14 protein-coding genes are annotated in these 22,729 nt (G+C 37.9%); 4 read left to right on the forward strand and 10 right to left on the reverse strand.

Annotated elements, in window-relative coordinates; translation table 11 throughout:
- Positions 1-92 precede the first annotated feature (92 nt).
- Both ubiT and CXF85_RS17305 read left to right on the forward strand, forming a co-directional pair.
- Positions 93-689: a ubiquinone anaerobic biosynthesis accessory factor UbiT gene (gene ubiT / locus CXF85_RS17300; RefSeq protein WP_232771247.1), complete on the forward strand. Its 597-nt coding sequence runs from the start codon at positions 93-95 to the stop codon at positions 687-689.
- Between the two features lie 283 nt (positions 690-972).
- A complete protein-coding gene (locus CXF85_RS17305) occupies positions 973-6,063 on the forward strand; it encodes a diguanylate cyclase domain-containing protein (protein ID WP_101229895.1) in 5,091 nt (1,696 codons plus the stop codon).
- A gap of 132 nt (positions 6,064-6,195) precedes the next feature.
- Here the strand turns inward: CXF85_RS17305 and kdsB are convergent, their stop codons facing one another.
- From kdsB to CXF85_RS17330, 5 genes are all read right to left on the reverse strand, one after another.
- Positions 6,196-7,050 carry a 3-deoxy-manno-octulosonate cytidylyltransferase gene (gene kdsB / locus CXF85_RS17310; protein ID WP_232771248.1) on the reverse strand — a complete coding sequence of 285 codons (855 nt, stop codon included), beginning with the start codon at positions 7,048-7,050 and terminating at the stop codon, positions 6,196-6,198.
- Positions 7,051-7,052: 2 nt separating this feature from the next.
- On the reverse strand, positions 7,053-7,250 hold the full coding sequence (locus CXF85_RS17315) for a Trm112 family protein (RefSeq protein ID WP_101229896.1): 198 nt from the start codon (positions 7,248-7,250) through the stop codon (positions 7,053-7,055).
- Positions 7,251-7,322: 72 nt separating this feature from the next.
- Positions 7,323-8,354, reverse strand: a complete 1,032-nt coding sequence (lpxK, locus tag CXF85_RS17320) for a tetraacyldisaccharide 4'-kinase (protein WP_101229897.1) — start codon at positions 8,352-8,354, stop codon at positions 7,323-7,325.
- Positions 8,355-8,366: 12 nt separating this feature from the next.
- A complete protein-coding gene (gene msbA, locus CXF85_RS17325) occupies positions 8,367-10,172 on the reverse strand; it encodes a lipid A export permease/ATP-binding protein MsbA (protein WP_101229898.1) in 1,806 nt (601 codons plus the stop codon).
- A gap of 255 nt (positions 10,173-10,427) precedes the next feature.
- A complete protein-coding gene (locus CXF85_RS17330) occupies positions 10,428-13,052 on the reverse strand; it encodes a DNA internalization-related competence protein ComEC/Rec2 (protein WP_101229899.1) in 2,625 nt (874 codons plus the stop codon).
- A 156-nt stretch (positions 13,053-13,208) separates the two neighbouring features.
- Here CXF85_RS17330 and CXF85_RS17335 point away from each other — a divergent pair, with 156 nt between their 5' ends.
- The gene (locus CXF85_RS17335; protein ID WP_101229900.1) at positions 13,209-13,718 is read left to right on the forward strand and encodes a DUF2062 domain-containing protein; all 510 of its coding nucleotides are present in this window, start codon (positions 13,209-13,211) and stop codon (positions 13,716-13,718) included.
- Positions 13,719-13,902: 184 nt separating this feature from the next.
- Here CXF85_RS17335 and ruvB read toward each other — a convergent pair whose 3' ends face one another.
- The 5 genes from ruvB to CXF85_RS17360 all read right to left on the reverse strand — a co-directional run bounded on the left by ruvB (position 13,903) and on the right by CXF85_RS17360 (position 21,894).
- The gene (ruvB, locus tag CXF85_RS17340) at positions 13,903-14,913 is read right to left on the reverse strand and encodes a Holliday junction branch migration DNA helicase RuvB (RefSeq protein ID WP_101229901.1); all 1,011 of its coding nucleotides are present in this window, start codon (positions 14,911-14,913) and stop codon (positions 13,903-13,905) included.
- Between the two features lie 66 nt (positions 14,914-14,979).
- The gene (gene ruvA, locus CXF85_RS17345) at positions 14,980-15,615 is read right to left on the reverse strand and encodes a Holliday junction branch migration protein RuvA (protein WP_101229902.1); all 636 of its coding nucleotides are present in this window, start codon (positions 15,613-15,615) and stop codon (positions 14,980-14,982) included.
- 457 nt (positions 15,616-16,072) lie between these two features.
- Positions 16,073-16,600 (reverse strand): crossover junction endodeoxyribonuclease RuvC, encoded by a 528-nt coding sequence (ruvC, locus tag CXF85_RS17350; RefSeq protein ID WP_101229903.1) that lies wholly within the window; start codon positions 16,598-16,600, stop codon positions 16,073-16,075.
- Between the two features lie 345 nt (positions 16,601-16,945).
- Complete coding sequence (aspS, locus tag CXF85_RS17355) at positions 16,946-18,745, reverse strand: aspartate--tRNA ligase (RefSeq protein ID WP_101229904.1); 1,800 nt, start codon at positions 18,743-18,745, stop codon at positions 16,946-16,948.
- A 248-nt stretch (positions 18,746-18,993) separates the two neighbouring features.
- The gene (locus CXF85_RS17360) at positions 18,994-21,894 is read right to left on the reverse strand and encodes a transporter substrate-binding domain-containing protein (protein ID WP_101229905.1); all 2,901 of its coding nucleotides are present in this window, start codon (positions 21,892-21,894) and stop codon (positions 18,994-18,996) included.
- A gap of 95 nt (positions 21,895-21,989) precedes the next feature.
- On the opposite strand from CXF85_RS17360, the gene cmoA reads away from it, so the two are divergent.
- The gene (cmoA, locus tag CXF85_RS17365) at positions 21,990-22,724 is read left to right on the forward strand and encodes a carboxy-S-adenosyl-L-methionine synthase CmoA (protein ID WP_101229906.1); all 735 of its coding nucleotides are present in this window, start codon (positions 21,990-21,992) and stop codon (positions 22,722-22,724) included.
- Positions 22,725-22,729 lie beyond the last annotated feature (5 nt).

Below are 22,729 nucleotides of genomic sequence, written 5' to 3' on the forward strand. Positions count from 1 at the left end.
GCATTAAAGAAAACTTGATCTGCAATATTAATTGCTTTTTAAGCCTTGCTAGAATTAGCTACCGCTATCAAGCCACATTAGAGTAAAGAGAAGTGCTAAAATTTCCTTCATTATTACCCCTTACACAATCAATAACGGCGAATTTAACTCCCTGCCTATCACTCGTTGAGCAAAAGTTACCATTGAAGGTCAAGGCAAACTTAATCAAAGCGATGCCAAATATTTTACGACCTAGCTTACGGTTAGTGCCTTTTAGCGCGCAAAAGTCATTACTTATCCCGGCATTACACTCTATTTTTGGTGAGGCTATTGAAGATGGCGACTTTGAGTTTTTACAAGGAAAGTGGCTTAAGATTTCAATTGTCGACTTGCAACTCAACTGGTGGTTAAGCTTCGATAAAGACCAATTAATCATGGCATCACTTGAAGAGAATATTACTGAAGATGTCAGTTTTAGTGCTAACGGTGATGACTTAGTACTGATTGCAGGTCGTAAACAAGACCCTGACACATTATTTTTTCAACGTCGTTTAAAAATTGAAGGTGATACTGAACTTGGATTAGAAGTTAAAAACTTGATTGATGCTATTGATATCGAGCAACTACCTAGTTCGGTTCATGACTTAGTAGATTTTTCTGCCTGCTTTTTACAAAACACCCATGATGAATTGACTTTAGCAAAGCGTTAGAAGCCAAAGAATACACCAAAAATGATGAGTTACATAGCACAGCTAGCTTTACAGTGATTAATAGCATACAAGAAAAAAATTGATTATTGATTAATCTTTTCGATATTTTTATCGGATATTTGATAGAAGAGAAGGTATAGTTTACAGTGATGATTAGGAATAACTCGTAGGGTTATCATCCACTATATAATAATAAAACACAGTGCTCGCATTAATTCGTAAGGGATATATCGGATTAATTAAATCGACTGTGTAGTGCTGTAATTAAAGGTTACTAGTCTTAATGAATTTATCCCAATGTGAAATAAAAAATATACTCTATTCCTACGAAGATACTGTTGTCGCACGTGTTATCCCTAACAATACTGAGTTTGCTAATAAAACATCTGAAAAGCCAACCGTTATTATTAAATACCAAAATACTGATTATCCCTCGGTAGAACTAGACTCTCGTTGGAAAAATGAATTTAGAATTTTACGCGCTATCGATTCAAAATGGGTAATTAAAGCACACGCTTTAAAGCGACATCAAAACAGCCATATATTGGTACTAGAAGATTTTTCGTCAACAACGTTAAGTAAGCTGATAGCAACAAACGAACTAACATTTAGCCAGCGTTTACATATCGCTTGCCAGTTGACTTCCGCCTTAGCGGATGTGCACCGTTTACAATTAATCCATAGAGACATAAACCCAAGTAATATTTTAATCGATCCCGCTACAATGCAATTAAAATTGTGCGATTTTGCTTTAGCCACTCGTCTTAGACATAAACAAATAAAATTACTTAATCATGATCTATGGGGGAAATTTGAATATATTTCACCTGAGCAAACAGGACGTACCAACATACCAGTAGATTATCGCAGCGATTTTTATTCGCTAGGTGTCACGCTTTATGAACTTTTCAGCGGGCATTTACCCTTTACTTCGCAAAACGCGATGACTTTATTACACTCTCATATTGCTCGAACACCCGAGCCTTTAACTGAGTTAAAACATGGTGTTCCATCGGTAATTTCGTCAATAATCAGTAAGCTCATGGATAAGTCGCCAGAGAATCGTTACCAAAGTACCTATGGTTTACAAGATGATTTAGATAAATGTTTCATGCAATGGCAAGAAAACAACGCTATTGAACACTTCATTTTAGCCGTATCAGATGTATCTCTTTATTTTAATGTCTCAAATGAACTTTACGGCCGTGAAAATGAATTGGCGATTATTTTAGCAGCATATAATCGCGCCTGCACAGGACACTCTGAATTAGCTATGGTTACTGGTTATTCTGGTGTAGGTAAATCAGCGCTAGTACATGAATTGCAAAAAAACATAATCGCCACAGATGGTTTATTTATCATGGGTAAATGTGATCAATACAACCGTGGACAACCTTTTTTAGTCTTAATTGAAGCGTTGCAACAGTTATTACAAAATTTATTAAGTGAAAGCAGTGAAAAGCTCAACCAATGGCGCACTAAGTTACAAGTGGCGCTTGGTAATAATGCTGCCATTATTACTGAATTATTACCCGATCTCGAACTAATTATCGGTCCTGCTTCCCCACTAACAGTATTACCACCCGCTGAAGCTGAAATGCGATTAAATATGGTCTTTATTGATTTTGTCAGTGTGCTGTACTCTAAAGAGCAACCACTGGTTATATTTCTTGATGACTTGCAGTGGGTTGATATGCCCACATTGACCCTATTACAACAACAAGTAAATGATAGTAATAAGAATGGCTTATATGTTATTGGTGCTTACCGCGATAATGAAGTTGATGAAGCGCATCCACTTACTCTTGCCTTACAAAAAATAGAGCAAGCAAATGCATTAACCAAAATACACCTTCTTCCGCTCAAGCTAGAGCATGTTCAGCAATTACTACGTAGTACACTACAATGTGATTTTGATGATGTATCGGCGTTAGCTAAGTTATGCTTCAAAAAAACACAAGGTAATCCATTTTTCCTAAAGCAATTCTTATTAACTATTTATCAAGAAGATGGCATTAACTACAACCATAAAACAGGAATATGGCAGTGGTGTATTGATGAAATAAATAAACACTCAATGACCGATAATGTTGTTGATTTAATGATTGAAAAATTTAGACAACTTAAGAGTGAAACACAGTCACTCGCGTCTATAGCAGCTCACCTCGGCCATAGTTTTAGTCTCCACCAATTATCATCCGCGTGTAAATACGATACCACCACAACCGCCAAAACGCTGTGGCCTCTCCTCGAGGCGGGATTCATATTACCGCAAGATGAGTACTATCAATTTATCGATAACGAATCGAGCTTAAGTCAATCTCACTATTGTTTTTTACACGATAAAGTTCAACAAGCTGCTTACCAATTAACACCTGAAGCAGGTCGTGAAAAATTATTATGGCATATAGGTAAACATTGGCTAGAGACTATAACTGAAGAAGAATTAGAGGTTAACCTTTTTACATTACTCAATGTACTTAATGGCGCCATCAATATCATCGATAAACCTGATGAATTAAAACAAATCGTCACGTTAAATTTGAGAGCAGGATTAAAAAGCAAAAGTGCCGCCAATTATGATGCAGCAGCCAGTTATCTGCGCATTGCGATGCAACATTTAGCGATTAATGCATGGGAAAATGATCCACAGCACACGTTAGCCATAGTAAAAGGGTTAATAGAAGCTGAGTTCTTAGCTGGAAACATTGATACCGCACGCGATTTATACCTTAAGAATGTTAACAGTGCTCCAACAAATGTGGAAAAAGTGGCGCTAATTTTAGTACAAGCAGACCAATTCCAATCACGCGGAAGTTTTCCTGATGCAATAGCAGTTTTGATGAGCGGCTTAGCCACCTTGAATGTTGACTTCCCCTTAAATGAAACTGAAGCCGAAAAGCAATTAGTCGCTACTTTTACCGCCACACAAAAATTTCGTAATCAATATACCGATGAACAATTATTAGTCGCAGATAAAATGACAGATGAGCATTGTTTACTGCGGATGGAAATACACAATGCTTTAGCACCCGCTCTATATTTATCAGGTTGCGCTCGTTCATACGCTAATAACGCATGTCATATGGTGCAACTTACTTTAGAGTATGGGCAATGTGAACTTAGTTCGATTGGTTATGCTGCCTACGCCACAGCCATGTCGATGATGGGTGAAAAGTACCCTGCTTGTTACCAAATGAGTAAATTGGCTAAAAGTGTTTCAGACTTATGGGAAAGTAAGTATCACCGTGCAACCATTTATCAGTACTTTGCTTCAAGCTATCAACATTGGTGTGAGCCAATTGAAAATACCTATGTCTTTCAAGAGCAAGTTATCGCTTGGGGAGAAGAAGGTACCAACCTTGTTTTCGCTGGCTACTGCGTTTTATTTAAAGCCTGTAACAAGTTTATTAAAGGCGTTCAGTTAGACGAATTACAAAAAGATATTGAGTATGGCTTAGCTTTTTTAAATAAAAAACAACAACCTGCAACAATAAACTTTGTATTATTAGGCGCTTATCAATCGTTATTAGCCTTACAAGGAAAAACGCTATCACCTCCTTCCTCAGGTACCGGTATTAGCTCTTTAAACACTGAATCCTTTAACGTCGGTCAATATTTTAATAACGATTTCCATGCACCTTCTATGGATATGGCTTTTTATACTTTTGCAACGCTGCGTTTTTCTTATCTGATGAATGACAAAGTATTACAAGCACAATGCATTAAAAATATTGATGTTGTCTGCATGTTTCTACCTGATAGTCCAATAATGACAGAGAGCTTGTTTTATGTGGCATTAATTTTATTGGATAACATTGATTGCGATACAAATGGCAAGGTTACAAATGCCAAAGATGACTTGGCCAAAGCACAAGAAATTTGTGACCAGTTTCAAGCATGGTCCGTTAATAGTTCCAGCAACTATTCACATAAATATTTATTAATCGCTGCAGAAATAGCCAGGGTAAAAGCACAACATGCCCTAGCGACAGAATTTTACGCTCAAGCCCTTGATGCTGTTGAAATAGCCAACTTTATTCATTGTGAAGCGCTGATTAACGAGCGTTATGCAAAATATTGGGCTGATTTAGGACAAAAACGAATCGCTGCGAATTGTATTAAGGATGCCTATTATCTTTATGCTCGCTGGGGAGCTGTAGCAAAATGCACTCAGTTAGAAGCGCAATGGCCGCAACAACGTTTCAATTTAATCAGTGGTACTGTTCCATTTGGAGGCAGTTTACAAAATTCAATACAGAATACTGTCACCGATAAAACTCAATCTATTGATTTACACTCACTGCTAAAAGCCAATCAACTTTTATCGGAAGAAATTTATGTCAATTCATTATTAGAAAAAATGATGAGTGTACTGATGGAGAACGCAGGCGCTCAACATGGCGCGATTATCATAAATGAAGAAGCGCAATTGACAGTGGAAATAGTAGGTTATATCAATAATTTATCTTCCTCTATTGAGAGCCAATTACATAACATCAACCTTGATGACGTTGATACAGCAGAGCCCCCCTTATTACCTGATACCTTAATTCGTTATACACAAAAAACGATGAAAACTTTGCTCATAGATAATCCTGCTGAAGATCCTCGATTTATTAATGACAGTTACTTACGGATAAATAATCCGAAATCGGTCTTATGTTTACCTATTACTGCCCAAGGTCGATTAATCGCTATCGTCTATCTAGAAAATAGCCTCACAGAACACGCTTTCACTAAAAAACATAAAGATACCGTTGAGCTTATTTCAGCACAAGCGGCTGTTTCTTTAATTAATGCACGCCATTATGAAACGCTAGAAAATAAAGTAGCAGAACGTACCCAAGAGTTGCAGTTATTGGCGATTAAAGATGGTCTTACCGGTATTTTTAATCGACGTGAATTTGATAGCACCTTAGATAAAGAATGGAGTAGTGCTTCCCGTGAATTTGGCTCATTAACATTGATGATGATAGATATAGATCACTTTAAAGCCTATAACGATAATTATGGACATCCCGAAGGGGATTCATGCATAAAATTAATTGCTCAAGCGTTAAGTTCTGTAGTGGCGCGTAAAAATGATTTTGTCGCTCGTTATGGCGGTGAGGAGTTTGTTATTTTAATGACAACGTCAGATCAAAACACAGTGGAAAGGCTTGCCCAACGTTGTATGAAAAAAATTAAGGATTTAGCAATTCCTCATCAGTTTTCAAACACTGCCGAACATGTCACCATTAGCATAGGTATAGCAACGCTGAATATTTTACCTAATGTACATCCAGGTACGCTAATAAAACAAGCTGATTCTGCTTTGTATAAATCAAAAGAAAATGGTCGTGATCAATATACCTTTTCTTCAGTACTATAAGTTATCGTTTAACTTAGTGTTCAGATTAATAAAGTCGAAATTGTTATTGCTTTGAAAATCAAAATACCTATATGATTTTATGAGGAAAATCATATAGGTTTAGACATAAAAACTATTACCGATAAACGCACATCACGTTAAACTGGCAGCATATGCCCTTGCTTTAGCTAAATCTTCTGGGGTATCAACGCCTTCAACTGGCACATGACTATTTGCTACTGCTACGTGAATTCTCTCACCTTGGTATAAAACTCTTAGCTGTTCAAGTGCTTCAACTTGTTCTAATTCACTTGTTGGCCAATTAACATAGTCTTTGATAAAGCCTGCGCGGTAGGCATAAATGCCGACATGTCTTAAGTAAAAATCACCTATTGCACGAATATTTTCTTCCGTATTGGCATTCTCATTTAAAAAGCGTTCTCTATCATAAGGAATAGTAGCCCGTGAAAAATATAAGGCATAACCATCTTTATCAAGTATCACTTTAACTGCATTGGGATTAAAAGCTTCATCAACAGAGTCAATATTAATAGCCAAAGTCGACATGCGCGCTACACGATTATTTTGTTGTTGATTGGCTAAGTTATTGGCTACTTGAGCAATGTTTTCTGGTGGAATAAAGGGTTCATCACCTTGTACATTAACAATAATTTCATCATCACTGAATTGATATTGTTCCATCACTTCTGCCAGGCGTTCAGTACCTGATTGATGATCTGAACGTGTTTTACAAACCTCTGCGCCAAAGCTACTAACTACAGCAGCGACTTCATCATTATCTGTAGCAACAATGACTTGGCGCGCACCACTTAGCAGTGCTTTTTCAACAACCCATTGGATCATCGACTTACCATTAATATCGGCTAAAACTTTACCGGGTAAACGTGATGATTGAAATCTAGCAGGAATAACAACAACAAAGCTTGTATCACCTGTCGATTTGTCGCTTACTGCTTTGTCTATTGCTGGACTGCCACTAACAGACATAATTAGCTACCCTGCTCAGTTGACTGGCTAACGTTAAGCTCTCGTGCTTCTCCTTCGAGTAGCACTGGAATATCTTTTTCTATGCGGTAGGCAAGTCTATCAAAATTACAAATCAGCTCTTTCGCTTCTTTATCGTAATCTAACTTACCTTTACATACTGGGCAGGCAAGGATTTCCATTAATTTTGTATCGAAGGCCATGATGGTTTCTCACTGGTTATTTATTAGTTAACTGTTTAGTTATATGTTTAGTTATATTTTATCAATGCCACGCTAACTGGCGGCTTTAATTTTATCTTGCAATATTTGTTGCTCTACTTGACTAAAAGTCGCATCAACAGGTAAGTACCACCAGTTGGCTTTACAAAAAGCACGGCATTTAACCGCGTCTTTTTCAGTCATTAATAACGGTATATTATCATCAAAAGCGCTGAAATCAGCAAGGGTAAAACTATGATGATCAACAAAACTTTGTTGATTAATTACTTTTAGTTTATTTACAGTCAAGGTATCGAAAAAGCGTTGCGGCGCGCCAATGCCTGCAATAGCATTAACTGAAGAATTAATCATAATAAAATCAGTTAAGTTAATGCGCTCGTTGGTAAGTAAGTTACACACTTCTGTAGCCGCCAATGACATATGTAAGCTTAGATTTGATGATTTTGGAGTGTCTTTGGCTTCTTTATCATTAAAGCCTTGCCCGTTATAGATAACCAAATCACTTTTAGGTAAACGCCACTGTCCTTCTCTTAACGGTCCAGCGGGCAATAACAAGCCGTTACCAAATAAACGTTTCCCATCAACAATAATAAGTTCTAAATCACGCTGTAAGCGATAATGCTGTAAACCATCATCACTAATAATGATATTGCAGCCTTGGGAAATCAATAGCTCTGCACTAGCAATGCGATCACTACCCACAGCAACAGGTACCTGACAACGTTGTTGAATAAGTATCGGTTCATCACCTGCGGCGAATGTGGTTGAATCGTTATTGACTAAATAAGGATAATGCGGCGCTTGTCCGCCATAACCTCGAGAAATAACACCTGGCGTTAAACCCAATGAACGAGTCAGTTCAACCAAGTAAATTACAATAGGGGTTTTGCCATTACCGCCAACACCGATATTACCTACCACAATGACAGGCTTACTTACATTATATGATTTTGATAAGCCGAATTTAAAACTGAGACGCCTTAGTGAGCTAAGCAGCCAAAAAACAGCTGATAAAGGCAATAACATAGGTAGCAATAGCCACTTAGCGGGGTGATTGTTAAACCAGACCTTTTCAATTAAGCGCATATTTTAACTTCCTTATTCAAATTGGAAGTTATGTAATTGGGCATAAGCGCCTTGTTTGGCGAGTAAACTTTGATGACTGCCTTGTTCAACAATTTTACCTTGGTCCATAACAATTATTTTATCGGCACTCTCGATGGTCGATAACCGATGCGCAATCACAATAGAAGTACGGTTTTGTTGTAATGTTTGCAGCGCATCTTGAATATGTCGCTCGGATTCCGTATCTAATGCACTGGTCGCTTCATCTAAAATCAGAAATGGTGTATCACATAACAAGGCTCGAGCAATAGCGACTCGTTGACGTTGGCCGCCTGACAGTAAAGCACCATTTTCACCGATATTAGTTTCAAGACCTTGCTCCATATTTTCAGCAAATTCCATCACATGGGCACTTTTAGCTGCAGCAATAATTTCAGCTTCAGTTGCTTCAGGTTTACCGTACGCTATATTATTAGCCAACGTATCATTAAATAAGACAACCTGCTGAGATACATAAGAAAACTGCTTACGTAAATCTTTTAATTCAAATTCTTCAATATTAATATCATCAATCAATATCTCACCGGACGTGGCATCATAAAAACGTAGTAATAATGAGCTTGCCGTTGATTTACCACTGCCTGAACGTCCAACTAACGCCACGGTTTCGCCTGGTGCTAAGTCAAAAGTGAGATCACTTAACGCGAGTTTAGCTTCTTGCGTGGTATCACTTGATGTTGTATCGCTCTTTGCATAAGAAAAATCTACATGTTTGAAAGATAAAGCCCCTGAAGCTCTCTCAATTTTCATGTCACCGTTATCTTTTTCTTTTTCATGATCGAGTATGGAAAAGATACTGACACAAGCCGCCATACCCTGTTGAAACTCGCTATTAACATTAGTCAGCATTTTTAACGGTCTTAACAACATAGTCATGTAAGTAATAACACTGACAAATGTACCAGCTGAGATAGCATCACTTAAGGTATCTGAAGTGATCGCGTAAAAAACAAAAGCTAAAGCAAATGAGGCTATCACTTGTATAATAGGCACACTTGCGGCCTTTGTAGCCTGCATTTTCATACGCTGCTGGCGATTATTTTTGTTAATTTTAGCAAAACGGGAAAATTCGCGTTGTTGACCACCAAAAGTCAACACAACTTTATGGCCATTAAAGGTTTGCTCCACTGCTGTGGTGACTTCCCCCATAGCACCTTGAATATTTTTGCTTACTTTGCGAAACCGCTTTGATACCACACTAACAATGGCAGCAATAACAGGCGTTATTAATAGAAAAATCAAGGATAATTGCCAGCTGTAATAAAACATCAAACCGAGTAATCCTAAAACAAAAGCACTTTCTCTCACCATGACTAAAATAGACTTACTGACTGAATTTAATACTTGCTCAGTATCAAAGGTGATTTTTGAAATAAGTGAGCCGGTTGATTGTTGATCATGAAAAGCTACCGGCATTGACATAATATGTTCAAAAAGTTTTTGTCTTAAGTCAGAGACAACATTATTACCGACCCAAGCAAGACAATAATTGGCGACAAAATGGGCTATTCCGCGAATAATAAACGCTGCAACAATAAAGACTGGTGCCCATTTCATAAAATCAGTATTTTCCCCCGCGAGCCCCTCATCAACAAGAGGTTTTAATTTTGATAAAAAATATATATCAATCGCCGCATAACCAAGCATGCCGAAGATTGCGGCGATCATGCCGATTTTATAAGGCTTAGCGTAACTAACCAGTCGTTTAAAGTTTTGCCATGTGGTTGCATTCGATAAGTCAGAAGAAGGTAATGCGCTTTTTGTTGAAGATAATGCCATTAGTTATGATTACTCGGGTATGTAAATTGGCTTAGGAGAAATTGATAAAACATTAACAATACATACGCTATCAAGCGTACTTTGATCATGTTTACAGTGTCTATAATAGTATTTTACCGTGAATTGGCGAGACAACCAACAAAAACTATAACCAAAACAAGATCAAAGTGAGTTGGTTAATAATATGTTGACCGAAATACAGTATCCAGAGCCACGCTATAAACGAGTTCTCAACTAAAGTAATAGCTAAAAAGACTAGTGGCTAAACCAAAAAGGCCTTAAATCCTCAACATAACTTTGTGTAGTTATTCCCTCCTCATCAATTGTTATTATAACTTGTCCCAGTTCAGCACTGTTTAATAAAGTAATATTACCATCAAGGTAGCGCTGTTTAACAACGGCTACCGGCATTTTCCAACGATTTAAATAACCAGCACTGACTACAGCAATGTTAGGTGACAATTGATTCAGAAAATCCTGGCTAGATGATGTTTTAGAACCATGGTGAGGTACTTGTAATATATCAACACTGAGCACAGGATAAAGTGCTAACAACTGCTGCTCGACTTTAGCGGAGATATCACCCGTTAAAAGCAATTTATGTCCCTGCTGATCACTTATTAAAATGACACATGAATCATCATTCTTTTGCTTTGTGCTATGCGTCATTTCATCCGCGGGTTCATCGAATCTTGCTATAAGTGAAGGTAAAGGCCATAAGATATCGAAGCGTAACCCTTGCCAAGAGAAACTCTGTGCTGGGTTGCAATCATTAATGGGGACTTGACGCGAACTTACCATTGTTTTAGTTGAAATAACCTTACTTGAGTTTACGATATTTTTATCATTACTGATTATTTCATCAATAGCTATATTGGCTATTAAGGCTTTAATGCCGCCCGCGTGATCATTATCACTGTGACTCAATATCACCTTATCGAGCCTATCAATGGCTGAATATCGTAAATAAGGCAGTATCACCGCTTCACTAAGGGTAAAACCGCTAGGATAAGCGGCTCCGGTATCATATAAAATGGCATGGTTATTTTTTTTCACTAACACCGATAGGCCCTGACCGACATCAAAAAAGACAATTTGCCATGAGATAACATTTTTATATTTTTGGTCGTTAACATGCCCCCTATTCCAATGCTCTAACTGTGGGCGAAAATAAGCAGTTATAAAAGGCATACTTGGTAAATATTGAATCAATAAGTTGATGCTCAGGACTAAACTGGTTATTAACAAGGCGCGCTGCTTGACGCGTTTACTCCAAATAAATGGTGCAAGATAAAGTATAATAAAGGCAGCAAGACCTATGATTGACACAATCAGCTGTTGCGCTAATGATAATGAAACAATGGCATTAGGTAGCATGCTAATAAAATCTAGATAATGCCAAAGCCAAGTTAATGATTGCAGGGAAATACTCATAAACCATTGTGCTAAGGGCTCACTTACCGGCACTAACAACACTGATAAAAGCGCAGTAGGAATACTAAAAGTACTCATCCAAGGCACAGCAATGATATTCGCCAGTAAACTTACCAACGACATTTTCTGGAAAAAGAAGGCAGTAATAGGGATTAACATAACAGTAAGGGATATTTGAATAATAAAAAGCCCTTTAAAGAAGCGCCACACGGCCGAGCCTTTAGCTAACCATGCATTGAATCGCCACAAAGTTACAAAAATAATTGCTACTGCATAAAAAGATAACCAAAAACTCGCCGTTAATAAGCTAAAAGGACTAACAATCAATAACAAAAATAGTGTCATTAAGATTAGGCGCTTAGGAGAGAACTTTATCCCGACTAAACGACTAAACCAGTACAAATTTAACATTACCAAAGCGCGTTGGGTGGGTAGAGAGAATCCCGCTAAATAAGCATATAACGTTGCGAGTAACACACTAACCGCTATAGCAATATACCGAATGTTAACGCGTTGCCAGTGAGGGTTTCTTAACGGTAAATATTGAAAAAACAACATCACGATGAAAAAGGCACTGCCGGCAAGTAACCCGACATGTAAACCAGAAATAGCAATAAGGTGACTCGTACCTGTCGCCTGTAATACTCGCCAGTGTTCACTATTAAGTAAGCTACGCTCGCCAAACGTTAATGCTAACAAGATAGGGGTAAATTGATGGTTTGGCGTTAGACCTTGATACTGCTGAAGTAACGTTTGCCTGAATGACCGTTCTGCTATGAGTAATTTATTCCCTTTTAAGCTTTTGATATCGAATAAGTCTTCATTTTCTAGAGCGGTATTTTTATGAATGTTTTTTTTATTATTACCTTTCTTTTTTCTTGGGTTAATCACATAGCCAGTCGCAACAATGTTATGTGCTTTGAGCCAACTTAAGTAATTGAAAGTACCTATATTAGCTAAGCCATGGACTGGTTTTAATTTGACTTTCAACCTAAGTATTTCTCCTTGAGCAAGATCAACGCTCGATTTTTTCCAACTTAATCGAATAACAATAGGGGATTTAAGTTGTTGCTGATTAACCTTACTCACCATAAAATTAAATCGCTTAGTGGTATCAGGTTTCTGATAAATAGCAGCTACCGCTATATTATTTGAGATATTAAGTGCTTTAACTTGTATGCTAAGTACTTCACCTTCAACAATAAATGGCTGTTTTTTTTTCATTTGATCGATGAAGGTGTTTGGTAACTGGCTATGATAGAGGTAAGCTTGAGTTAAGATCCACAAAGCTCCAAAGCATAATCCAGAGCTACCACGTAATTTTTTGTGTGAAAAGAAGCCAATACCAAGACATAAAAGTAAAAATAGCTGAAAAAGCGCTGGCACTTCCGGCAAAAACAAGGACAATATAGCACCAAGAAAAAATGTCAGTAACCACCAATCCATAGTGATGAAAATCCTTTTATGTATTGCGGTGAATTTATCAAGCTAACACCTTACTGACATTACTGATTGCTTTACTTAGCAAGTTATTATATTCAGTAAATATATTAACTAAATTATTTACGCACTAACTTTTAGTCAAGGGACCTGTAGAAGTATATGCCCAAAAAAATCATAAAGCGTATGATGCCTGATCATCAAACGATAAAAGAGAACAAATACCTCAAAATTTTTGGTAATTTACTTCACAATGCTAACCTTTGGCATTTAAACCGTCATTCTGTCGCTAAAGCCTTTGCCGTAGGGTTATTTTTTGCTTTTATTCCAGTACCCTTTCAAATGGTTTTGGCCGCTGGTCTTGCTATTATAGTACATGCAAACCTACCGCTTTCTATTGCATTAGTCTGGATAACAAATCCACTGACTATGCCCTTTATATTTTATGCCTGTTATTTAGTGGGGACTTGGATATTAGCGGTGCCTGAACAAGACTTTGCTTTTCAAGCAAGTTGGCAATGGGTACTCGATAGCTTATCAACCATAGGACCTGCGTTTTTAGTTGGTTGCGGTGTACTTGCAGTAATCTTTTCAATCTTGGGTTATTTCGTTATACAAGCAATGTGGCGTTATCAGACAATTAAAGCCTGGAAGAGTCGCCCGCACCGATAATAGCGCTTTAACCATCGGCGTGTTTCAAACGTGCCCTTAAGACAAAAAATGCCAGCAATATGCTGGCATTTTTGTATATGATTTATTTTAAATTATAATTTAAAGGCTATTATAAATAGCGACAGACCTACAGCTCAAAGACTGATCCCTATATAGCTTTAAATAAAGACCTTAGTTCTTAGTATTATTCGGACTGCTCTTTAGTCAAACCAAAGTGCTTGTAGGCCCTATCAGTAACAATACGCCCGCGTGGTGTTCGCTGTAAAAAACCTTGTTGAATAAGAAAAGGCTCTAACACATCTTCAATGGTTTCTCGCTCTTCGCCAATAGCTGCTGCAACATTATCTAAACCAACAGGTCCGCCCATAAACTTGTCAATAATGGCATGTAGTAGCTTCCTATCCATGATATCAAAGCCTTCACTATCGACCTCTAACATATCTAACGCGGCAGATGCCGTTTGTTGATTAACCACCCCATGGGATTTTATATCGGCATAGTCACGTACTCTGCGTAATAAACGGTTGGCAATGCGGGGCGTACCGCGTGAACGTCGTGCTACTTCAAAAGCGCCTTGCTCATCTATGGTTAAATTCAAAAAATGGGCCGAGCGACTGACAATGCTTGATAGTTCGGCAACATTATAAAACTCGAGTCGCTGCACAATACCAAAACGGTCACGTAGTGGTGACGTTAGGGCGCCTGCACGCGTGGTAGCACCGATAAGGGTAAATGGTGGTAAGTCTAATTTTATAGAGCGAGCAGCGGGTCCTTCACCGATCATAATATCTAATTGATAATCTTCCATGGCTGGATAGAGTATTTCTTCAACCACTGGACTCAAGCGGTGGATCTCATCAATAAAAAGAATATCGTTTTCTTCTAAATTGGTAAGCAGTGCAGCTAAATCTCCCGCTTTCTCTAATACCGGTCCTGAAGTAGTACGAATATTAACGCCCATTTCATTGGCAACGATATTTGCTAAGGTGGTTTTACCTAAACCCGGAGGGCCAAAAATAAGTAAGTGGTCTAACGGTTCGCCACGATTTTTTGCCGCTGGAATGAATATCTCCATTTGGGCTTTAACATGTTCTTGGCCGGTATAATCTTGTAGCATTTTAGGACGAATGGCACGATCTACCCTTTCATCTTCTACCGAGGCAATTGGCTCTATTAAGCGATCTGCTTCAATCATGGTTTGTTTTCCTATACTTTAGCTATTGATAGCAATCGGACTAATTTATTGATGAGTTATCGAGTATTAAAGCATTGATTTTAACGCGTCTCGAATAATATCTTCGCTAGACATGCCGCGATTGTATACTGATTTAACTGCTTTATCTGCTTGTACTTGCTTATAGCCAAGTGATAATAAAGCATTAATAGCATCACCTTTATTATCGCTAATAAAAGTACTGTCCATACTCAATTCCGCAGAAAGTTGTTCTGGCATTACGCCATCATCGCTGACTAAATGTATTTGTTGTGCCTGCCAGTCTTTTAATCGGTCACGCATTTCAATAAGTAAGCGCTCTGCTGTTTTTTTACCAACACCTGGGATTTTTACAATCGCGGTAATATCATCATGACGAACACAACTGACAAATTGATCAGCTGACATGTTTGATAAAATAGCTAACGCCAATTTGGGACCTACGCCATTCACTTTTATCAATAAACGGAATAATTTACGCTCAACTTTATTAGCAAAACCGTAAAGTAACTGTGCATCTTCACGCACGACGAAGTGAGTATAGATGATCGCCTGTTGCTCGAGCTCAGGTAAAGCATAAATGCTGGTCATTGGCATGGTGACTTCATAGCCAACACCGCCGCATTCAATTAATATTTCAGGAGAATTTTTTTCGACAAGTATGCCACGTAAACGACCAATCACATCAAGTACCAAGAGCTATTATTAATGTCCCAGATACTACCACTATATATTTATACAGTAAAGATAGAAAAAGAATAGATTACCGACAAACCAACTCGACAATGACAGTCTGAGTGGTTTGGGTATAACAATGCGGCTGTCATTCCTGAGGTGTCCTGTCAGGAATCCATATTTAGGCTAAAAGTCACTTCTTCGCGTAGCGCGTAGCGAGGCCTACATGGATATAGGTCACTTAGGTTATGCATGGAGCATATAACCTGCCTCATTCACTTCTCGGTGGTGAAATATTTTAATTATACCAATTCCGATAAGTTTCTGATCTTGTTGTACGAAGTAAAAATATTTCAGGGCAAGGCGCTTGATTGACCAATAGCTGGCTATTGGGATTGAAAGCAACGCCGTCATGGAGAATTTTAGCCAGTACAAGTGGTCAATAATTTAACGGAATTGGTATTACTTAACGTAAACGGCCTCTAACCGTTTTACTGGCCTGCCCTGCTAATTTAGCTAGGCTAGAATGACTATGACCATGACAAAGTGCTACTGCTAAAGCATCTGCAGCATCTGCTTGCGGAGTCCCCGGTAGCTTTAAAATGCTCTTCACCATATGCTGTACTTGACTTTTATCTGCTGCACCAGTACCCACTACCGCTTGTTTAATTTGTCTTGCTGAGTATTCTCCAATAGTTAAGCCCGTATTAGTTGCCGCTACAATTGCCGCTCCACGCGCTTGACCAAGCTTTAACGCGCCACCGGGGTTTACGCCCATAAAAACTTGTTCGATAGCAAACAGATCTGGTTTAAATTGAATAATCAACTCAGACACGCCCGCAAAAATAGTTTGTAAACGTGAAGCGAAATCTTCCCCTTGGCTTAGTGCTTTAATACAGCCACTACCAAGGTAAGTGAATTTTTGCCCCTGCTGCTCTATCACACCATAACCAGTAAAACGTGAGCCAGGATCAATACCTAAAATAATTGTCATTTAAACCCTTAAAATTATAGAAACTAACCAATATGAGCCAATTAATGCCACTTTCATTAAGTTTGTTATCTTGTTTTGCGTAGGATAAATAAATCAGGGCAAGGCGCTTGACTGAGCAATAGCTGGCTATTGGGATTGAAAGCAACGCGGCCATGGATTATTTTAACCAGCAAAAGTGGGTAATAATTTAATGAAATTGGTATAAGTGTATAAAAAAAGCGTATTGATGGGAAACCCTCAATACGCTTTTTTATGAGCTATTAACCATTTTTCGTCATCCTCGTGGTCTATTAATCGAGGATCCAGCTTTTAAACTTTGGTTAGTTAGATTTAATCGTTAATCTATTACTCTTGTGAAGCAGGTTCTTCTTTCTTTTCATTAGGAAGAACAGCAACGCCTAATTCTTTTAACTGCTCAGGGTTAGCGATACCCGGCGCATTAGTTAATGGACAAGCCGCGGTATTGGTTTTTGGGAAAGCCATTACGTCACGGATTGAACTAGCACCTGTCATCAACATGACTAAACGGTCAAGGCCAAACGCTAAACCAGCATGTGGCGGCGCACCATATTGTAGTGCTTCAAGTAAGAAGCCGAATTTCTCTTCTGCTTCTTCATCACTAATGCCTAAAATTCTAAATACCGCTGCTTGCATATCTTGATTGTGGATACGTACAGAGCCACCACCAAGTTCACAGCCATTTAATACCATGTCATAAGCATCAGATAAAGCGCCAACAGGATTTGCTTCTAACTGCTCTGCAGTTAAATTTGTTGGTGCCGTAAATGGATGGTGAATAGCGTGCATGCCGCCATCAACTTCTTCAAACATTGGGAAGTCAACAACCCATAAAGGTTTCCATTCACCTTCAAGTAACGCAAGGTCTTCACCAAGTTTAAGACGAAGTGCACCAAGCGATTCAGTAACAACATTATATTGGTCTGCACCAAAGAAAATGATATCGCCCGTTTTAGCGTTAACACGTTTTAATAATGCGATTGCTTCATCACTTGATAAGAATTTCAAGATTGGTGATTGTAGACCTTCAAGACCTGTTGAAAGAGCCGTATCAATATCATTTACTTTTAACCAAGGCATGCCTTTAGCGCCGTAAATGCCAACAAACTTAGTTAATTCATCTAAGCCTTTACGAGAGAATTTAGCTGCGCCTTGTGGCACACAAATTACCGCAACACGACCTTTTTCATCGTTAGCAGGACCAGAGAATACTTTAAATTCAACATCTTTTAAGATATCAGCAACATCGACTAGCTCAAGTGGGTTACGTAAATCCGGCTTATCACTACCAAAACGCGTCATTGCCTCAGAATAAGGCATACGCGGGAACTCACCTAAATCAACATTCAACATTGTTTGGAATAATTCACGGATCATCTTTTCCGTTACTTCCATCACCTGATCACTACTCATGAACGAGGTTTCAATATCTATTTGCGTGAATTCAGGTTGTCTGTCTGCACGTAAATCTTCATCACGGAAACATTTAACTATTTGATAGTAACGTTCCATGCCTGACATCATTAGCAATTGCTTAAACAATTGTGGTGATTGTGGCAATGCAAAAAATTGACCTTTATGGGTACGACTTGGTACTAAATAATCACGAGCACCTTCAGGAGTCGCCGCCGTTAGAATAGGCGTTTCAATATCTAAAAAGCCTAAGTTTTCTAATGAACTACGTACTGCAGAAGTTACTTTTGCGCGGAAACGTAAACGTTCAGTCATTTCAACACGACGTAAGTCTAAATAGCGGTATTTAAGGCGAAGTTCTTCAGAGTTGACTTGGTTAGAGTCTAATGGCAAAGGCGCTGACTTGTTTAAGATGGTAAGTTCTAAACCTAATACTTCAATACCACCTGTTTTCATGCCTTTATTTACTTGGCCTTCAGGACGAGCACGTACTTTACCTTTTATTTGTACACAAAATTCATTACGTAAAGTGTTCGCTTTTTTAATCACTTCAGGTAAATCTGGATCATAAACAACTTGTACAAGGCCTTCACGGTCACGTAAATCTAAAAAGATCACTGCGCCTAAATCACGACGTTTGTTAACCCAACCACATAAAGTTATTTCTTGTCCGATGTGAGATTCATTTACCTCACCACAATAAAGACTGCGCATGTATTTTTGCCCTATACCAATTCTATTAAACTTATAACAAGCGTTATTTTACGATTGTTACGATAATTTTGGCCATATTATAAAGCAAAGAATATTAATGTCACCCCAGAACAAGCGGATGGGTAAATTAAAGGTACTTCAAGCACCTTTGAATGGAGAACACTGACTTATAATAAGAAAGAAAAAGGAAATTGAATTAAAAGTCTCTGCCTCTGTGAAGCACAATGTCCCACAGAGAAGGTAAAAAACTAGTTGAATAGATAATGATTTTTACCGGCAGCTTTTACCTTGTACATCATAGTATCAGCAATTTTAAGCAATTCTGTATCGTTATCGCCGTCATCTGGATACATGGCAATGCCAATGCTACAGCCGATAAAAGCATTCGTTTTCGACAGTTCAAACTCTTTTTGCATCAACCTTAGTACTTTCTCTGCAACATAGGCCGCTTCATTAGGGCTATGTAAACCAGTTAATAGTAAAACAAATTCATCACCGCCAAAGCGTACTACTGTATCTGAACTTCGGACACAGCCCTGTAAGCGAACCGCAACTTGTTGCAATAATTCATCACCAACATCATGACCATGAGTATCATTTATGCTTTTAAAACCATCTAAGTCTATAAATAATACCGCCATTTTCAGTGATTGGCGTTGATGAAACGCTATAGCAGTGTTTAATCTATCCTTTAATAATACGCGATTAGCAAGCCCGGTTAATTCATCGTGAGTTGCCATATGTTTCATTATTTTTTCAAGCTGCTCTCGATGTTTTATTTCGATTTGTAATCGTCTATTCCACATAACAATAACGCCGAGCACTAATAAAATTATTACCCCTATTTGCGCACCTACTTGCAATACAACATTTTTATCAAGCCCTGTTTTAATTGCGAGGGTAAACCAATTGTCGTAAATGATTTGTTTCTCTTTATCAGTAATCGATAACAGGCCTTTATTGATTATTGATTTTAATAACGGCAACTCTTTATTTATACCAAAATGACTTTTATCTAGGCTGACATCTTCCATCATAGATATCATTAACGTTAGAATATTTTCTTGTTTTAATAGTTGTGTCGCCGATGCCATCGTAGTGATGAAACCATCCACACGTTCTTGCTGAAGTGCTGCTAATGCTTGCTCTCGGTTATCAACTAACTTAAAGGTTATTAAAGGGTGTTGTTTCCGTAACCAGGAAATCAAATAATATCCTTTAACAATAGCCACTTGCTTACCATAAAAATCTTCAAGTTTCGTTTTTCGGCCAGAATATAACGGATGCAACATTACCCATGGCATTTGCCAATAACTTTCAGAAAATAGTATCAGGTTTTCACGTTCCGGTGTGGGTGTAATACTGCCTAGCATATCTACTTCATTACTTAATAATGCTTGATATAATTGTTGCCAGGTATCAAAAGCAACATAGTCAAATACAATACCGGTTCTATCACTAATTAAATTAATAATATCGCGATTAATACCAGAGAAGGTTCCATTTTCGTCAATGAATTCAACTGGTGATAGATTTTTAATAAGACCAACTTTTATATTTCCATGAGACGCTAAATAAGCTCTATCAGCTTCACTTAGTCTAATTTTTTGCGCTTGCTTCTTAAAATAATATTCACCTGAATTACCATTCAACCACCTCGCTTCTATTTTAATGAGGGTATTAATATCTAACTCATTAAAACCTTGGTCAATAATCTCTATTAATTTATTATTTTCTTGATGAATAACCGGGGATAGTTTCAAGGTGATAACGGGACTTGCTAATCGATAAAATAGCGCCTGTAAGTTACTTTGAACTAATCGTGCATTAATTAAATCAACCAATCCGACTATGCCCGATATTTCACCCTGTTCCGCAGCGATTAACATCTCGGTAAGGCTACTAAAGTAACGGATATTCAATTGCGGATATTGTGCTAACAGTTGCTTTTTAAATGTTGAATCTTGCCAAATACCAATGACATGTTCACTAAACTGTTGACTGAATTGTTCGAGTGAATGGATTTGCTTTCCTTCACTGTCCTTGACGTTTTCACTAACAAACACTTGCACATCAGATAAATAAATCGGCTTAGAAAAAAGCGTCTCTTCAGGTGTTTTTGCATGATCAGGGTAAGCCAAAACCACATCAACTTTTTGTTCCGCAATAAGATCTAATGCTTCAGTCATATCGCGGGCGACAAATTCAACATTAATACCCACTTGTTTAGACCATAGGCGCCATACATCAATCAATAAACCTTGTGGTTCCCCTGATGGGCTAACGCCCATATAAGGTGGGTAATGTGATGAAAAGGCGATAAGTAAACTGTCTTTTTGTTTATCTAGGCCTAACCATTTTCTTTCAATGGCGATGCGCTCTTGTCTTGATATTTTTTTAAAACCTTGTTCGATAAAACTCAGTAACGCAACATTATTTTTAGCAACCGCAACACCATAGTCACCTTGTTGATAGCGTAATTCCTTATGTACGGGAAAACGTTGTCTTAAGCTATCGTGATCAGGGAAATTATCGGCCAGCTTTTCTAAACCGGTAAAAACTAAAATTTCATTATTTAACGCTGCACGGTATAAATCATGGCGGTTATCATAGGTTTTCAAGGCTAAATCAGGGTGATTATTTTGTAGAATATCAACATGTGCTGAGCCTTTTACTACCCCTATGCTATAGGGCTTTACATCCGCTAGGCTATTAACATTATTAAGTTGTTGATGTACATAAAGCTGAGTATAAATAGAAAAGAGTGGCTGGCTAAATTGAAGTGTTTTACGCCTTGAATCAATAATTGATAAACCACCATGAATATCGATATTGCCTTTGGCTACTTCACTTAAGGTTTCGATCCAAGGCAATACAACAAACTTGACTTCAACCTGCTGATTTTTGGCCCATAAACGCCACATATCTGCCATCAAACCAATAGCATTACCCTGTTCGTCAATTGAGTGATAGGGAAAAGAGGTTGCATTAATCGCAATAGTGAACGATTTTTTAACAACCACAGAGTCTGGTTTTGTCACCTTACTAACTTCGGTGACGACGTTTTCAGCAAACACTGCATGACTTGAAATAGTCAAATACAATGTAATTAAAATAAAGTAACAAGTCTGTTTATAAAAAAAATTCAAAAAAACACCCTATAAATATAGCGTTGCTAATAAGATCGGTTAAAATAAGCCATTATCGATACTAACTTAACACAATAGTGAATATAGCAAAGACAATGCAAGATTCTGATACCGATTTAATTTACTCACAAGCACATAAGCAAGTAAAGAACTTTACCTTTGATGCACAAGTAGTTGAAGTTTTTCCCGACATGATCTCTCGTTCTGTGCCGGGCTATAATACTATTATCGACACTATAGGTCGACTTAGCCAACACTTTGTCCAAGAAAATAGTAATGTCTATGATTTAGGCTGCTCTTTGGGTGCTGCAACACTTTCAATGCGTAAAGGCATTACCGCTAAAAGCTGCAAAATCATTGGTGTGGATAATTCTAGCGATATGGTAAAGCGCTGTAAAATGCATGTTGATGCTTTTAAAGGAAATACTCCTGTCACTATCCTTGAAGGTAACATCCAAGATATCAAAATTGAAAATGCTTCAATGGTAGTGTTGAATTTCACTTTACAGTTTATCGAAAAATCCCAGCGACAGGCGTTGCTAAATACTATAGCGAAGGGACTTAACCCTGGTGGTTTGTTGGTTTTGTCTGAAAAAATATCCAGCGATGATCATGTTATTGATGATGTATTAATTGACTTACACCATAGCTTCAAAAAAGATAATGGTTATAGTGAATTAGAAGTTGCTCAAAAACGTAGCGCCCTTGAAAAAGTAATGCTAACTGATTCCCTTGAGTTACATAAAGAACGTTTAAGCCAAGCAGGCTTTGGTCATGCATCATTATGGTTTCAATGTTTCAATTTCACTTCACTAATCGCCATTAAATAATTGTT

The organism is Colwellia sp. 75C3, assembly GCF_002836255.1.
GTDB lineage: Bacteria > Pseudomonadota > Gammaproteobacteria > Enterobacterales > Alteromonadaceae > Colwellia.

Bases quoted from the DNA above. Each gene is read 5' to 3' on its own strand.
- CXF85_RS17305 (WP_101229895.1), top strand. From the start codon at position 973: ATGAATTTATCCCAATGTGAAATAAAAAATATACTCTATTCCTACGAA.
- kdsB (WP_232771248.1), bottom strand. From the start codon at position 7,050: ATGTCTGTTAGTGGCAGTCCAGCAATAGACAAAGCAGTAAGCGACAAA.
- CXF85_RS17315 (WP_101229896.1), bottom strand. From the start codon at position 7,250: ATGGCCTTCGATACAAAATTAATGGAAATCCTTGCCTGCCCAGTATGT.
- lpxK (WP_101229897.1), bottom strand. From the start codon at position 8,354: ATGCGCTTAATTGAAAAGGTCTGGTTTAACAATCACCCCGCTAAGTGG.
- msbA (WP_101229898.1), bottom strand. From the start codon at position 10,172: ATGGCATTATCTTCAACAAAAAGCGCATTACCTTCTTCTGACTTATCG.
- CXF85_RS17330 (WP_101229899.1), bottom strand. From the start codon at position 13,052: ATGGATTGGTGGTTACTGACATTTTTTCTTGGTGCTATATTGTCCTTG.
- CXF85_RS17335 (WP_101229900.1), top strand. From the start codon at position 13,209: ATGCCCAAAAAAATCATAAAGCGTATGATGCCTGATCATCAAACGATA.
- ruvB (WP_101229901.1), bottom strand. From the start codon at position 14,913: ATGATTGAAGCAGATCGCTTAATAGAGCCAATTGCCTCGGTAGAAGAT.
- ruvC (WP_101229903.1), bottom strand. From the start codon at position 16,600: ATGACAATTATTTTAGGTATTGATCCTGGCTCACGTTTTACTGGTTAT.
- aspS (WP_101229904.1), bottom strand. From the start codon at position 18,745: ATGCGCAGTCTTTATTGTGGTGAGGTAAATGAATCTCACATCGGACAA.
- cmoA (WP_101229906.1), top strand. From the start codon at position 21,990: ATGCAAGATTCTGATACCGATTTAATTTACTCACAAGCACATAAGCAA.